The organism is Vibrio sp. TMPB1044, from assembly GCF_030442075.1.
GTDB classification, from domain to species: Bacteria; Pseudomonadota; Gammaproteobacteria; order Enterobacterales; family Vibrionaceae; genus Vibrio; species Vibrio satsumensis.
On the sequence record NZ_JAUJED010000013.1, the window covers coordinates 64,126 to 78,739 of the forward strand.

The window sequence follows — 14,614 nt, forward strand, 5'->3', positions numbered from 1 at the left end:
TATGTGAGAAGATTGTAGAAAAAGGGGTTAAAACTCAGAGCTAGCTCTAAAATTAGTCATGCTGCACGGTATGAGCATACTCTACAATCACCTGATTTCCTTCGATATAAGCGTTTTGAATCTCGCCATCAACACTCATTCTACTTTTCAAATACACCACTTTAGGTCCAGACTCATTACCTTCTTTAAGTGAAGGGAACACATTTCTAGGTTCTAAATGAAGTAAACGGCAAAAGTGACTGATGAAAGACATGGTCAATGGCGTCTCCCCTCGCAGTACATTTGAGAAATCAAGCTGGTTCATCCCTAGCTTTTTTGAAAACTCCATCTGCGTAATTCGCATTCTCGATTTTTGTGACATCCACGTTTGATACAACGCATCTCTGTCTTGTTCTGTGAATTCCATACCGACTCCTTTATATAATTCATACCAATCAATTGTCCGTTTTTTCATACATGACATGTCAGAGTTCGGTTAGTGGAAACCAAAGGTTTGGTTTTGATATGAGCACAATTGTTCTACAGAACGAAACACAAAGACTCAAAGTATTCACAAAAACGATTAGAGCAAATACTTTCTTTATTTATATCAATAATTTATACATTAACTTAAGAAATATATAGCAAGTTAATTTGTATTAAGAATTAAAAGTTCGAGATTGGCATTCCACATTTCAATCGATTGATTCGCATTTATAAAACTGGTTGGCTACATTTCGTTTGCTCAAACGCACTTCTGGCAAACTATTTGAAAGAATAGGACGCAAAGCCACCGGTCTGTCGACAAATATTCTGTCTATGATAGCGGGGCCGCCACTTAATAGGATTTAAGTGTAAATGCATGCCGGAGTGTTCTCTTTTTTGTCGGCCAAATACAGTAAGGACAAATAATGAAACAACTCCCAAAAAAATCACTCATCGCACTATCGCTACTTAGCGTAAGCGGTGCAAGCTTCGGTCACGGTTATGTCTCTGCATACAACAATGGCGTTGCTGAGAGCCGTGTTGCCCTATGTAAGTTCCCCGCGAGTGATACGCAAGAGAAAAACACCAACTGTGGTGGTATCCAATACGAGCCACAAAGTGTGGAAGGCCCTGAAGGCTTTCCTGAAGTCGGCCCTGCTGATGGGAAAATCGCCAGTGCGCAATCTTCTTTAGCAGCAGCACTAGACGAGCAAAAAGCAGATCGCTGGGTTAAACGCCCTATCAAGTCTGGTTCTCAGTACTTTGAATGGACGTTCACAGCTAACCACAAGACTCGCGATTGGAAATATTACATTACTCAACCAGACTGGAACCCAAACCAGCCTTTGGCACGCAGCTCCTTTGACTTAACGCCATTCTGTGTTGTTGAAGGCAATATGAAACAGCCACCGATGCAAGTAAGCCACTTGTGTAATGTGCCAGAACGCGAAGGTTATCAAGTGATCCTTGCGGTATGGGATGTAGGTGACACTGCTGCGGCTTTCTACAACGTTATCGATGTGAAGTTTGATGGCGACGGCCCTATCATTCCTGATTGGGATCAAGGCGGTCAAATCAACCCAACACAAGACCTGAATGTAGGTGACGCTGTTTACACTCGCGTATTCGATCAATCCGGTGAGAACGCTTCATACAGCACTGAGCTTGTGATTGAAAGTTCTGAGCAAGGCAAAGCCAATAATTGGTCTTACGCTCTTTCTTCTAAAATCAACCAAGAGCAGACGCAAATCAAAGCAGGTCAATTGAACGACCAAGGTGATTTCGCCCCCGTTTACGGCACTAACCCTGTTTATCTAAAAGCAGGCTCTGGCTTTAACAGTGTAGAAATCGGCTACAAGATTGATACTCCAGAACCAGAGCATGAGCTAGAAGTAACAGGTCTAGAGTCAGAGTACATTATCGATGAGAGCCAACCTACCCAGCTAGATCTTACGTTAGCGGCAACAGGCGATATCCAAGCTGAGCTTACCGTGTACAACCATCACCGTGAAGCGCTTGCATCTCAGAAATCGGACCTAACAGACGGACAAGTTGAAGGTGTTCAGCTGACTCTTTCTAAGTCTGAAGCTGGCCACCACATGCTTGTGGTTGTGACGAAAGATGACCAAGGTAACTTAGTGGATCAGAACACGCTTGATTTCCATCTGATGGACGAGCAAACACCTCCACCAGCGGGCGATTACGACTTCGTATTCCCAGAAAGCATTGAGTCTTACACTGCCGGTACTAAAGTATTGAGCAGCGATGGTGGCGTTTATCAGTGTAAAGAGTTCCCATACTCTGGCTACTGTGTTCAATGGGCACCAACAGCAACTCAGTACGAACCAGGTGTCGGTTCACACTGGCAAAGTGCTTGGAACAAAGTGGACTAAGTACTCGCTAGATACTTACTTTGTATTAAGTGCGTTTTAGTCATCAACCAAACAAAAACGGATGCCCAAAGCATCCGTTTTCTTGTTCAGTAAAAGTAAAAACGCCAGTTGTTAAAGTAGATAGTGGTCTGCCAACAGAGCAACAAACAAGATCATGAGATGATAGATGGAGAACTTAAAGGTCTTCATCGCCATATTAGGCTCATCACGATACTTAAGCACCCAAGCGTGGTAAACAAACCCACCGTTGAGCACCAATGAAGCGCTCAAATATATCCAGCTGCTCATGCCGACTAACACCGGCAATATACACACGATGCTCAACAACAAGGTATAGAGCAAAATAGAAGTCTTAGTGTATTCGATTCCGTGGGTCACAGGCAGCATGGGGATATTCACTTTGGCATACTCATCACGACGATGAATTGCCAACGCCCAGAAGTGCGGAGGCGTCCAAATAAAGATGATCATCACCAACAACCAAGCATTTGAGTGCAACTCATTGGTAACCGCCGTCCAACCCAATAGCGGAGGCATTGCACCTGCGATCCCAGCAATCACGATGTTTTGTGGCGTCGCTCGCTTTAAGTACATGGTATAAATCACTGCATAACCCAACAAGCTTGCAAAAGTTAGCCAAGCGGTGAGTTGATTGACCCACACGACAAGCGTGACGAATCCAAGTAAGCCGATACCCGCTGCAAAGCTGAATACACGCACACTACTCAGCTCACCTGACGGTAAAGGTCGTCGGTTTGTTCGAGTCATCTGACCGTCGATCTTTTTATCGATCAAGTGGTTAAATGCAGCTGCTGAACCCGCCATTAGTCCTATCCCAATCATTCCGCACAGTGCTTGCTGTAAAGGTAAGCCATTAGGCACAGCCAGACACATCCCGACCAATGTCGTCAGCAACATCAAAGCAACCACTTTAGGCTTGGTCAGCGTTAAGTAAACTTTCCAAGTGGCTTTGTTCTTTGCAGCCATTTCGTTACTTAAAGCTATGTCGTTGTTGGCTGTTATCTTATGACTTAAGGTTGCGTCTTGAACCACTACTTCATGTTGTGTTGACGTTCTACTTACCATGATTACCTCCTTGTAATACACTGTTCTTTACCAAGCGCTCACTTGGTTTTCGTTGCCACACCACAAAATTGGTTACAACCGTGCTGATGAGCAACATCGCTGCGACTAGGTTATGCAAAACCGCAACTGAGATTGGTAGGTGAAACCATACATTGCTGACCCCAAGACTGATTTGAGTGAACAACACGATTGCGACAATCACGCTTAGCTTTTGATGGGGCGCTTGGCCAAACTTCCATAACTGGTACACGACCATCAGCACCGTTAACGTCGCCACAATAGCCCCAAACCTGTGCATGACATGGATGGTGAGCCTTGCAGGATACTCCAACACACCAAACTCATAATTATCATGTCCGCGTTGAGCAAAATCGAACGCATTTTTGAAATCGAGGTAGCTCATCCAGTTACCTTCACAAATAGGCAGTTGGGTACACACCAAAGCGGCATAGTTTGACGATGTCCAGCCACCAAGTAGTATCTGCCCAATCACAATGAGTAATCCAAAGAGCGCCCAAACTTTAAGTGATGGAGAATAAAAAGCCTCGCCAAAACGGCTTTGGAATTGAGACAAACGACAGTAGAGCAGACACAACAGTGACAACAGTGTGAAGCCCCCCATCAAATGCGCCATAACCACAACGGGCATCAACTTGAGAGTCACCGTCCACATTCCAAGCAAAGCCTGAAAAATCACAGTGGCTGAAATAAGCAAAGGAAGCCCAATCGAAGTAATATTCTTTTTAATACACCAAGCTACAACGACAAAGATAAGCAGCCCTAATGTTCCTGCAAAGTAGCGATGTATCATCTCAATCCAAGCTTTATCTGCTTCGAGAGCTCGCTCTGGAAATTGCAGATTGGCTTGATTCACCGCTTGGGCATCAGAGGGCACGGTGATCTTTCCGTAACAACCCGGCCAATCAGGACAGCCAAGGCCAGCATCAGACAAACGTGTATAAGCGCCGAGAACAATCACGGTAAGGGTTAACAAGATAGTTAATCTCATCACGAGCATCAGTAAATCAGGGGCTTTATTCTGCATCGTTTATCTCCCTATACTTATTCCCTTTCGTTGCTTACACTCAAGCATTAGCTCCATCTGCTAAAGCTTATAGACTTAAGCTTTAGTTGATAATCCTATCAACTACCCAACTCGTGACAGTTTGAGAAGCTTTCTTAAATCATGAATCATGCCTTTAGATTGACCAACTAACTGCGAAAGATCAGAAACGCTTTTGTACTCCATGACCAACTGTCCTAGTGGGTCAATAATGACAATGGAAGCAGGCGAAAACTCGGTACTTAACTGATCACCACCAGCTAACAAAGATAGAGCAGGCTTATCGAGCGAACCCGATAACGAGTTCCCCTCCGATACAAAAACAACGGGGGTCACCCGCTCTTTGTTTTTACCTAGCGCCAAATAGCTTTGATTCAAATAATGGAGCTGTTGCTCACACAAGCTTTCGCACTCTGTGGGAGCAATATAACCTACTAACCACCCTTCTCCAGCCATGGGTACCGTTATGCCAAAATCCGCTAGTGTGGTTCTGGGTTCTATCAATTCGCCCGAGTTAGTGACACCTGAGGTATACCAATTCTGGTCCAGCACGGTTTTGGCAATAATCGCAGGTAATGCGAAAATCAAAAATAATCCGATTAATACCAGACGTCCCTTAGTCTGGCGGCTTTTAAGCTCAGCCATGTTTGCATCGGTGCTTTCCTGGTTCATTTGCGCTTGAGATTTATCCATATTTCTTCCTTGTGGTAAGCACTGCCTTTAAGTCGCTATTTCAATCTCGAGTGCCTACTTCTTATTCATGTGGCTATTTTTCTTAAAATATCGGAACCCTATCAACAACATCAAAAACAAAAGTACGGCAGCCATTACAAACCATTGAAATGAGTAACCAAAGTGCTTCTCAGATTTCATCGCCGTTGGACGCCATAACATTTCATAGGGCCATGAATCTAAACTCTGAGGTTGGAAGACAAAGGGCAGTACTTCTTGCCCGGTGTACTCTGATAACGCTGTTATGTTTAGGTTTTGGATTCTATTTGGTGTCGTATTTTCTAAAGCTAACTCATGGCTTAAAGGATTCACCGAACGTGTATACAAACGCCCTGACATTTTGGTTGGTAGTGTGATGCTTCCTAGTTGTGGGAGTTCTCTTCTGTCACTGCTCGCTGCAACGAACCCAAGATCGATCAATAACTGTTTTTCAGCCACTAAGGATTTGTTGTCATCTTCAAAGCGAACCTCACCCAACATGTAAATCACATAGCCTACCGTTCCTTGGTTAATCTGGTTGTCTAACAAAACCACTAAACCATTGGGTGTTTCCAGCTCCACGTCAACTCTTAAGCCATTTAAAGACGGCAGTTCAGATGCACCTTGCATTTGTGTACGCGAGCCCTTCCATTCAGAGATCACCGTATCCAACGACCTAGACGATTGCTGCGCTCTTTCTGATAGCTGCTGTTCATAGCGCAATTTCTCGTTACCTCGCTCTAACTGCCATAAACCCAACTTGATTAAAATGCCGACTGAAACCACAGTTAAAACAATCGCTATCCAAAAACCTTTACTGCGGAACTTGTGTTCATCATCAATCAATCGGTTTGGAGTTATCACTATGGCGTCATCTACCTTTGTGTTGTTGTTTAAAATTGTGTTGGTCGCTTTGCTGTTCTTCATCGCTTTCAACTTGATGAAAGGCCTAATCCAAATCGCCTCGGGCAAACACAATGGCAAAAGACTGAGCCACTTCTTGGGTCGTCGTGTGATGTGGTCAGCTGTTGTCGTGTTACTGTTATTACTGGCTTTAGGTTCAGGAGTGATAACTCCCAACCCTCGCCCCTATTAATTCCCAATAGGCTCAGCAGTTAGAGCACATACACAAACACAAACAGACCTAACCAAACCACATCGACAAAGTGCCAATACCAACTGCCCGCTTGGAACGCAAAATGGTCTTTCGGAGTGAAGTGGTCTTTCGCAACCCTTGCTAGCAACACAATCAAAAAGAGGGTTCCTAAACAGACATGCAAGCCATGGAATCCAGTCAGTAAGAAGAATGTGTTGCCATAGATGCCAGATTGAAGTGTCAGCCCCATCTCTTGATAAGCGTGAAGATACTCTTCAACTTGGAAAAATAGGAAGAAGCCAGCTAGAACAATCGTGATCTCCAACCAGACGATTAACGCCATGCGCTTATTTTGTTCGAGGCTTAGGTGCGCCATGTGCAACGTCACGGATGAAAGCAGTAGAATAATGGTGTTCTTAAGAGGGATACCCTGCCAAGGCATAGCTTGTGTCGTCACGCCATCAGGTGTGGTTGTTAGCGGCCACATCGATTGGAACATCGGCCACAACACTTCGTGAGTCATTTCATTATTGCCCGCCCCACCAATCCAAGGCACAGAAATCATTCGAGCATAGAAAAGCGCACCAAAGAAAGCACCGAAGAACATGATTTCGGAAAAGATAAACCAACTCATGCCTTGTCGAAACGAACGAGATATCTGCTCAGAGTAGAGACCACTTAATGATTCCGTGATCACATTGCTAAACCAACCTGCAAGCATGTAAAGCAACACACAAAATCCGACTAACAGCACTGCTTTTCCAAACACACCACCAGCGGCATCAGTACCCATGTTTTGTACCGTCAAGCCAGCGCCAACCGCGACCAAAAACAGTGCTACAGCACCCACCAATGGCCAGTGGCTTTGATGTGGAACGAAATAAACTTCCTTTTTAGAACTCATCGCTCAACTCCTTATGTTGATACTAGTTCTGTAAATCCCTAATTACTTGCGAGTACGTTAGGCCCAGATTTATTGGCCGCTGCACCCACCTCACTCGTAATATTAAATAACGTATAAGAGAGCGTAAGCGTATGTATCGATTCTGGAATATCTGGCTCAATGTAAAATATCAAACCCATTTCTGCACTTTTGTGCCCGTCCAATGGCTGCTGATTAAAACAAAAGCACTCCATCTTATTAAAGTAGGTCGCTCCCATACCTGGAGACACCGATGGTACAGCCTGACCAACCAATGAACTCGCAGATAGATTCTTCGCGATATAATTGGTTTGAACTACCTCTCCTGGATGAACCTCTAGCACACGTACTTCAGGCGAGAACTGCCACGGCATATCTGGCTTAATGTGCGACATGAATTCCACTCGAACAGTACGAGAATAGTCGGGCTGCATTCCCTGAGGTTGCACCGCTGAAACGGTATTAGTTTTGCCATTGATCCCTAAAGCCTCACACATCACATCGTAAAGTGGCACCAAAGCAAAACCGAAACCAAACATCGCAACCACACTCAACACCAAGTAGCCCGTCAGCTTTTTAGACGATCGCTTATTAGATAGGCGCTTTGGCTGTTTTTTAACTTGATCGGAATCGCTTTGCTTATCACTCATAGCTAATTCCTCTAATCTACTTTAGGTGGATGAGTAAAGGTGTGGTGAGGCGCAGGGCTTGGTACTGTCCACTCAAGTCCTTCCGCTCTGTCCCAAGGCTTGCTTGGTGCAGGCTCTCCGCCTCTTACGCACTTAATAGCCAGCCATAAGAAAATCAACTGAGACAACCCAAAGGCAAAACCACCAATCGACACGACTTGGTTAACGTCAGCAAATTGAATGGCGTAATCTGGAATACGACGCGGCATGCCCGCTAGCCCTAAAAAGTGCATCGGGAAGAACAGTACATTAACTGAGATTACCGACGTCCAGAAATGCCACAAACTGAGCTTGTGGTCGTACATATGCCCAGTCCATTTCGGCAGCCAGTAATAGGCGGCGGCCATAATTGAGAACACAGCACCTGTCACCAGAACATAGTGGAAATGAGCTACAACAAAGTAGGTATCGTGGTATTGGAAATCAGCAGGTACGATAGCGAGCATCAATCCGGATAACCCACCAATCGTAAACAGAACAATGAAAGCAATAGCAAACAGCATTGGCGTCTCAAAGGTCAAAGCACCCCGCCACATGGTCGCTACCCAGTTGAAGACTTTCACACCTGTCGGCACAGCGATCAACATGGTGCAATACATGAAGAACAATTCGGCAAATACTGGCATACCCGTGGTGAACATGTGATGCGCCCAAACCAAGAATGACAGCAATGCGATACTGCAAGTCGCGTATACCATCGAGTGATAGCCAAACAAACGCTTGCCACTGAATGCAGGGATGATGGCTGAGACAATACCAAAAGACGGCAAGATCATGATGTACACTTCGGGGTGACCAAAGAACCAGAATATGTGCTGGAACATCACCGGATCACCACCACCAGCGGCATCAAAGAAGCTTGTTCCAAAGTATTTGTCGGTCAGTACCATGGTGACCGCACCGGCCAGCACCGGCATAACGGCTATCAGTAGGAAAGCGGTAATTAACCAAGTCCATACGAACATCGGTAACTTGAACCAAGTCATGCCCGGCGCTCTCATATTGACAATAGTTACGATCACGTTAATCGCCCCCATGATCGAACTGATCCCCATAATATGTACTGAGAACACGAATAGTGCAGTGCTGTCCGGGCCATAAGTTGTCGAGAGTGGCGCATAAAAAGTCCACCCAAAGCTCGGGCCACCACCCTCTGTAAACAAAGACCCTATTAAGATTAGAAAAGCAAACGGCAAGATCCAGAAGCTGAGGTTATTCATTCTCGGCAAAGCCATATCTGGAGCACCGATCATCATTGGGATCATCCAGTTAGCTAACCCCGTAAATGCTGGCATCACCGCACCAAACACCATGATCAAGCCGTGGACTGTGGTCATCTGGTTGAAGAAGTCTGGCTCAACGAGTTGTAACCCCGGTTGGAATAGCTCCGCGCGGATCACCATTGCCATAGCTCCACCCGTTAAGAACATCGCAAAGCTGAACCACAAATAAAGTGTCCCAATGTCTTTATGATTGGTTGAATATAGCCAACGAGCCCAGCCTTTAGGTGCCGCATGTGAGTCGTGATCATCAACAGGCAAATCACTATTACCCAAGGTGCCTTCCGCAGAATGGCTCAGTACTTGATCTTCTGCCGGAGCCGATTTCACCGGCTTATTGATTGGTGAGCTCATAATTGCTCCTTAGCATCATTTTGTGCTTCGTCCGATGAGCCCTGTTCGTCAGGTGCTTGGGCTCCGCCTTCTTGTTTAACTTTGTAAGCGTTAATATCTGAAGCCTGAACAATATCGCCTGTATCATTGCCCCAAGCGTTTCGTTGATAAGTCACTACCGCTGCGATCTCTTTCTCGGTTAGCTGATTATCGAATGCCTGCATCGCCGTGCCGCCACGACCATAAACAATGGTGTCAATATGAACATCGACATCACCAAGAGCGATAGGGCTCCCTTTAATGGCTGGGAACGCCCCAGGAATACCCTCACCGTTTGCTTGATGACAAACTGCACATCGAGTTTTGTAGACCTCTTCACCGATAGCGTTCAGCTCGTCCAACGAAAGTGACGCATCTAATGCATCTTTCGCGGCTTGCTGTTCGGCTAGCGCCAACTCTTTTTGCTCTGCTAGCCATGCGTCAAATTCATCTTCTTCCATGGCATGCACCACTATCGGCATGAAACCATGAGCACGACCACATAGCTCAGCACATTGGCCGCGATATACCCCAGGCTCATCGATTTTTGTCCAAGCCTCATTGATAAAGCCTGGAATGGTATCTTTCTTAACGGCGAACGCTGGCACCCACCATGAGTGAATTACATCGTCGGAAGTCATCAAGAAGCGGACTTTTCGGTCAATAGGCAATACAAGTGGCTTATCAACTTCTAGTAGGTAATGCGCGCCTTTCACTTCGATGCCTTCAATCTCTTTGTCGCTGGTCGCTAGAAGGCTGAAGAATTCGACATCCTCACCAAAGTAGCTGTAATGCCATTTCCATTGTGATCCAGTGATTTTAACTGTCAGGTCTGATTGGGAGGTATCTTCCATCGCTATCAAGGTTTTGGTGGCTGGTATGGCCATAGCGATAAGGATGATAATAGGGATAATAGTCCAGAGGATTTCGACTTTGGTACTTTCATGAAAATGAGCAGCAACTGCGCCCTTCGATTTCCTGTGCCTCAAAATCGAATAAAACATCACACCAAAAACAACAAAGGCAATCGCACAACAGATGTAGAAGATCAGCATATGAAGTTCATACACCTTACCACTGATCTCAGTGACGCCTTGAGTCATGTTGTAATCACTGCTTGCGTGCACTAAAGGCGATACTAAAAGCACAACAAAACTCTTCCAAAGCCACGCTAGCCTAACCAGTAATCTTTTCAAAAGATCTCTCCTTATCCTTCCTAATTGGATACTTGCGACCTAAATGTCGTTGCGAGCTATATGTCATTCAGAGCTGGACAACATTCATTGTTATTCCGGCTACACATGAAAAGGCGAATCTCAATCTACAACTCACATGAAATTAGCCTGTAAGTGGGCTACTGACCTCATATAACCTAAGAACTAATACGGTTCAAAAGCGTTGGAGGTTTCCATGAAAGATTCAAAAACGGCGAACTTGTTAAATTTTGTTATATTTATGTAAAAGGCTAGTTAGTGATATCCAATTGTTCAAGGTAAGTTTACTTACTAAACAGTCAATTATTTGAAGTGGCTTAATCTACATGCCTTCTTGCCGTTGGAATTTAATTTATATCGAGTTTTACGATTGCCCTCATGGAAATGATAATCAATATCAATTAAGTTAAATCCAACAGTAAGTCATACAGACATTTAAAGGTTTAGTGATTATGCAAGATGCAATGAACTGGTTAGCGAGAGACCCAGACCCAAGAACTCGTGAAGAGCTTCAGCACCTCATCGACGAGGAGATGCACGACGAATTAGTAGACCGCTTTACTCAACGATTAGAGTTCGGAACTGCGGGACTAAGAGGTAAAGTCGGATGCGGTCCAAATCGAATGAACCGTTTAGTCATACAGGAAACAGCAACCGGACTCGGCCACTACTTAATCGAACATGTCGCTAATGCTACCATTCGAGGAGTGGTCGTGGGTTACGACGGCCGATTAGACTCAAAGCAATTCGCCATTGATACAGCTTCTGTGCTCACGGCTTTGGGTATTAAGGTATACCTTACATCTCATGTAGCAGCGACACCTATCGTCGCCTTTGGTATTGAGCATTTCAATGCAGCTGCGGCTGTTGTTGTTACAGCCAGCCATAACCCTCCGGAATACAATGGCTTCAAAGTATACTGGGAAAATGGCGCGCAAATCATTCCACCTCATGATGCAGGCATTGCCGCTGAAATCGATATCGCATCAACCAAGTCAATCCCTTTAATGAGTTTAAGTGATGCTGAAACGCAAGGTAAGTTAGTATGGTTAACTGAAGGTTATTATCAGACGTATCGCGCTGCGATCAATCAGAGCCCATATGTGAGTAAAGAGAAGGAATCGGCAAACACCACCATCACTTACACCGCTATGCATGGTGTCGGCGCACAAATGGCTGAGGATCTTCTTCATGATTCTGGTTTCCATAAGGTGTTCAGCGTGGCCGAGCAAAGAGAGCCTGATGGTAACTTCCCAACCGTGAACTTCCCGAACCCGGAAGAAAAAGGCGCAATGGATCTGGTGGTCAACCTAGCGAAAAGTGTCGATGCCGATATTGCTTGTGCCAATGACCCTGATGCGGACCGATTTGCGGTTGCTGTGAGGACAGATGATGGCTCATACAAAATGCTAACTGGCGACCAAGTAGGTGTGTTATTCGCACATTACTTACTGTCAAAGCCACACGCGAAAAACCAGTTAGTTGGCAACAGTATTGTCTCTTCAACCTTGCTTGAAAAAGTGGCTCAATCTCATGGTGCGACTTATTTCCAAACGCTGACCGGGTTTAAATGGTTAGCTAATATTGGCATGCAATTAGAAGATGAGAATAACGAGTTCTTGTTCGCCTATGAAGAAGCGTTAGGCTACACCATTGGTACTCAGGTACGAGATAAGGATGGGCTATCGGCTATCGTCGTGTTTGCTCAATTGGTTGAAGAGTTAAAATCTCAAGGCCGAACGGTTTGGGATCTCCTTGCTCAGATTTCATTTGAACATGGGGTTCACACCAACGCGCAACGAAGTATTGCCCTAGACCCAAATTCACCGTCGATTGGTTCTAAACTCCGCTCGGCTCAGCCTAAAGCCATAAACGGTGTCGCTATCTCTGTGATTGAAGATCTACAGTCTTCTCTGCGCTTTGTTATTGGCGGCAATACCGAAGCGATCAATCTACCTTCCAGTGATGTGCTCATCTATCATCTCGAAGATGGCTCACGCATTATCGTAAGACCTTCGGGCACTGAGCCAAAAGTGAAAGTCTATTATGAGACGGTAACAAGATTTGAAGGGACAGAAACGTACGAAGACACTCGCCTGCGCGGTGAGAAGTACATGGAGAACCTGATTGAGCAACACCAGCAGGAACTGAATTCTTAACGATTGACATGTTCAACGTATAACAGCTAAGAACAAAAATGGACGCTTAGAGCGTCCATTTTTTTCGGCGACTAACCCCGGAAGTATGTTTTGGTTGTGAGCTTACGACGTAAAGAAAGAAGACAGCATCCAGATCGCCAATACGATGAAGACCCCGCCCATCACTTTTTGTTGATAGGTGCGAAACTTAGCATTTTCCACCAGAGACTTACCAATCGTACCCACTAAAGCCACCAGCAAAAAGTTGAACGTTAGGCCAAGAACATTCAATAATAAACCCAGAACAAGCATCTGCTCACCGGAAGTCGCTTCAATATTCGTCGACACGAACTGAGGCAAAAACATCACAAAGAACACCAACGCTTTAGGGTTAAGCAGGTTACTGATTAGCGCTCTTTGGTAGTAGGCTTTTGCTGCAAAGTTATCGCTTAGCTCAGGCGCGCTCCTCTGTTCTGTCCGAAGGCAATCCCACCCCATTTTCAATAAGTAGGTTCCGCCTAAAAGATGAAGGGCTTTTAAAGCTATTGGGCTCATCGCAATCAATGCTGAAACACCCATTGCAGCCAATACTGTCAGGATGATTCCGGAAGTCGCGTTACCTAAACTTGCGAACACACCAACCTTGCGGCCATAGCTCATACTTGAGCTCGCGATGAGTAACATATCAGGGCCAGGTAAAAGGAGAAGTGCAACAACGGCAGTCAGGTAGACAGGTAAAATGGTTAAGTCGATCATGGGTTTCAGCATTGATAAAAACGGAGGCGAATTTTATATCAATTACCAACACCCTTCCAGATGCAATTAGTGGTAATGCGGGAGTATATTCGAATTAAAAACCAACTTTAATCACTTGTACCAACTTATTAACTAAACATAGAGTATTAATTAACTCGCTACCCACTCAATCTCAATCAGTGTCGTTTCACCACACTTTAGACGACCAAGGAATATATCACCTCGATGCACCTCACCAACGCCTTTGGGGGTTCCTGTCATTACAACATCGCCATCAAGCAAAGTCGTGTAAGAGGTTAACTCTTCGAGGATAGTTTGTGGAGAATAAAGCATCTGCTCTACGTGCCCTTTTTGAACGCGAACACAATTAATAAACAGTTCCAGATTTAAGTCTGTGATATCTAGGTTATCTGTTGGAACAAAGCGACTAAATACGGCTGAACCATCAAACGCTTTGGCCCGCTCCCAAGGTAAGCCTTTCGCTTTTAAGCTACTTTGTAATGCACGTTTGGTAAGATCTAACCCTAAACCCACAGCGGAGTATTGACCATTTTTAACGATGAAGCAGATTTCTGCTTCGTAGTGCAGGGCTTCTTGATGAAAAGAAGACAGAGAGGACGTAACACTGGTGCTCGGCTTATTGAAAACCACCATAGAGTCTGGGATTGCATTATTGAGTTCTTCGATGTGATCGACATAGTTACGCCCAACACACAGCACCTTAGTTGGGGTTGCGGTTCGCTTCGAATTCATTAATTGTTCCTGCTCTACAACGCTGCTCATAGTTTGTCCCTGAACTATTTTTTGGAGTGAGAAGTTTAACGCATCATAAAATGAGAGTCTTCGACAAGATGGTTACCAATATCTAAATTCTGATCTTTAACTCAATTAAATGATTTAAATACTTTTATCCGAAGATCGCAGCAGTAC

14 protein-coding genes and 1 riboswitch are annotated in these 14,614 nt (G+C 44.9%); of the genes, 3 read left to right on the top strand and 11 right to left on the bottom strand.

Annotation, left to right across the window (positions count from 1 at the left end):
- Positions 1-52: 52 nt before the first annotated feature.
- The gene (locus QQ041_RS07615; RefSeq protein ID WP_048659090.1) at positions 53-406 is read right to left on the bottom strand and encodes a hypothetical protein; all 354 of its coding nucleotides are present in this window, start codon (positions 404-406) and stop codon (positions 53-55) included.
- A gap of 322 nt (positions 407-728) precedes the next feature.
- Positions 729-818, top strand: a riboswitch (cyclic di-GMP riboswitch).
- A gap of 72 nt (positions 819-890) precedes the next feature.
- Between QQ041_RS07615 and gbpA the strand changes: the two genes are divergently transcribed.
- Complete coding sequence (gene gbpA / locus QQ041_RS07620) at positions 891-2,357, top strand: N-acetylglucosamine-binding protein GbpA (RefSeq protein ID WP_086712601.1); 1,467 nt, start codon at positions 891-893, stop codon at positions 2,355-2,357.
- A gap of 111 nt (positions 2,358-2,468) precedes the next feature.
- On the opposite strand, the gene cyoE is transcribed toward gbpA, so the two are convergent.
- From cyoE to QQ041_RS07640, 4 genes are all read right to left on the bottom strand, one after another.
- Positions 2,469-3,443, bottom strand: a complete 975-nt coding sequence (cyoE, locus tag QQ041_RS07625; RefSeq protein ID WP_086712600.1) for a heme o synthase — start codon at positions 3,441-3,443, stop codon at positions 2,469-2,471.
- Positions 3,433-4,488 (bottom strand): heme A synthase, encoded by a 1,056-nt coding sequence (locus QQ041_RS07630; RefSeq protein ID WP_285953487.1) that lies wholly within the window; start codon positions 4,486-4,488, stop codon positions 3,433-3,435. The genes cyoE and QQ041_RS07630 overlap by 11 nt, the downstream gene beginning before the upstream one ends.
- 102 nt (positions 4,489-4,590) lie before the next feature.
- A complete protein-coding gene (locus QQ041_RS07635; protein WP_146490062.1) occupies positions 4,591-5,199 on the bottom strand; it encodes a hypothetical protein in 609 nt (202 codons plus the stop codon).
- A 54-nt stretch (positions 5,200-5,253) separates the two neighbouring features.
- Entirely contained in the window at positions 5,254-6,144 is an 891-nt protein-coding gene (locus QQ041_RS07640; RefSeq protein ID WP_285953488.1) for an SURF1 family protein, read from the bottom strand.
- Between QQ041_RS07640 and QQ041_RS07645 the strand changes: the two genes are divergently transcribed.
- The gene (locus QQ041_RS07645; protein ID WP_029203703.1) at positions 6,083-6,313 is read left to right on the top strand and encodes a DUF2909 family protein; all 231 of its coding nucleotides are present in this window, start codon (positions 6,083-6,085) and stop codon (positions 6,311-6,313) included. The two genes, QQ041_RS07640 and QQ041_RS07645, sit on opposite strands and share 62 nt — an antisense overlap.
- Positions 6,314-6,332: 19 nt before the next feature.
- On the opposite strand, the gene QQ041_RS07650 is transcribed toward QQ041_RS07645, so the two are convergent.
- From QQ041_RS07650 to coxB, 4 genes are read right to left on the bottom strand one after another with little or no spacing between them, the layout of a single operon-like run.
- Complete coding sequence (locus QQ041_RS07650; protein ID WP_086712597.1) at positions 6,333-7,217, bottom strand: cytochrome c oxidase subunit 3; 885 nt, start codon at positions 7,215-7,217, stop codon at positions 6,333-6,335.
- A gap of 38 nt (positions 7,218-7,255) precedes the next feature.
- Positions 7,256-7,885, bottom strand: coding sequence for a cytochrome c oxidase assembly protein (locus QQ041_RS07655; protein ID WP_285953489.1), 630 nt, complete (start codon positions 7,883-7,885; stop codon positions 7,256-7,258).
- Between the two features lie 11 nt (positions 7,886-7,896).
- On the bottom strand, positions 7,897-9,558 hold the full coding sequence (gene ctaD / locus QQ041_RS07660) for a cytochrome c oxidase subunit I (RefSeq protein ID WP_052880005.1): 1,662 nt from the start codon (positions 9,556-9,558) through the stop codon (positions 7,897-7,899).
- The gene (coxB, locus tag QQ041_RS07665; RefSeq protein WP_285953490.1) at positions 9,555-10,772 is read right to left on the bottom strand and encodes a cytochrome c oxidase subunit II; all 1,218 of its coding nucleotides are present in this window, start codon (positions 10,770-10,772) and stop codon (positions 9,555-9,557) included. The genes ctaD and coxB overlap by 4 nt, the downstream gene beginning before the upstream one ends.
- Before the next feature lie 470 nt (positions 10,773-11,242).
- Here coxB and QQ041_RS07670 point away from each other — a divergent pair, with 470 nt between their 5' ends.
- Entirely contained in the window at positions 11,243-12,949 is a 1,707-nt protein-coding gene (locus tag QQ041_RS07670; RefSeq protein WP_285953491.1) for a phospho-sugar mutase, read from the top strand.
- Positions 12,950-13,051: 102 nt separating this feature from the next.
- On the opposite strand, the gene QQ041_RS07675 is transcribed toward QQ041_RS07670, so the two are convergent.
- Both QQ041_RS07675 and QQ041_RS07680 read right to left on the bottom strand, forming a co-directional pair.
- Positions 13,052-13,684, bottom strand: coding sequence for a LysE family translocator (locus QQ041_RS07675; RefSeq protein WP_285953492.1), 633 nt, complete (start codon positions 13,682-13,684; stop codon positions 13,052-13,054).
- Between the two features lie 150 nt (positions 13,685-13,834).
- Positions 13,835-14,467: a fumarylacetoacetate hydrolase family protein gene (locus QQ041_RS07680; protein WP_285953493.1), complete on the bottom strand. Its 633-nt coding sequence runs from the start codon at positions 14,465-14,467 to the stop codon at positions 13,835-13,837.
- Positions 14,468-14,614: the final 147 nt, after the last annotated feature.

Coding starts and splice junctions, on each gene's coding strand:
- QQ041_RS07615 (WP_048659090.1), bottom strand. CDS start 406: ATGGAATTCACAGAACAAGACAGAGATGCGTTGTATCAAACGTGGATG.
- gbpA (WP_086712601.1), top strand. CDS start 891: ATGAAACAACTCCCAAAAAAATCACTCATCGCACTATCGCTACTTAGC.
- cyoE (WP_086712600.1), bottom strand. CDS start 3,443: ATGGTAAGTAGAACGTCAACACAACATGAAGTAGTGGTTCAAGACGCA.
- QQ041_RS07630 (WP_285953487.1), bottom strand. CDS start 4,488: ATGCAGAATAAAGCCCCTGATTTACTGATGCTCGTGATGAGATTAACT.
- QQ041_RS07635 (WP_146490062.1), bottom strand. CDS start 5,199: ATGGATAAATCTCAAGCGCAAATGAACCAGGAAAGCACCGATGCAAAC.
- QQ041_RS07645 (WP_029203703.1), top strand. CDS start 6,083: ATGGCGTCATCTACCTTTGTGTTGTTGTTTAAAATTGTGTTGGTCGCT.
- QQ041_RS07640 (WP_285953488.1), bottom strand. CDS start 6,144: ATGAAGAACAGCAAAGCGACCAACACAATTTTAAACAACAACACAAAG.
- QQ041_RS07650 (WP_086712597.1), bottom strand. CDS start 7,217: ATGAGTTCTAAAAAGGAAGTTTATTTCGTTCCACATCAAAGCCACTGG.
- QQ041_RS07655 (WP_285953489.1), bottom strand. CDS start 7,885: ATGAGTGATAAGCAAAGCGATTCCGATCAAGTTAAAAAACAGCCAAAG.
- ctaD (WP_052880005.1), bottom strand. CDS start 9,558: ATGAGCTCACCAATCAATAAGCCGGTGAAATCGGCTCCGGCAGAAGAT.
- QQ041_RS07670 (WP_285953491.1), top strand. CDS start 11,243: ATGCAAGATGCAATGAACTGGTTAGCGAGAGACCCAGACCCAAGAACT.
- QQ041_RS07675 (WP_285953492.1), bottom strand. CDS start 13,684: ATGATCGACTTAACCATTTTACCTGTCTACCTGACTGCCGTTGTTGCA.
- QQ041_RS07680 (WP_285953493.1), bottom strand. CDS start 14,467: ATGAGCAGCGTTGTAGAGCAGGAACAATTAATGAATTCGAAGCGAACC.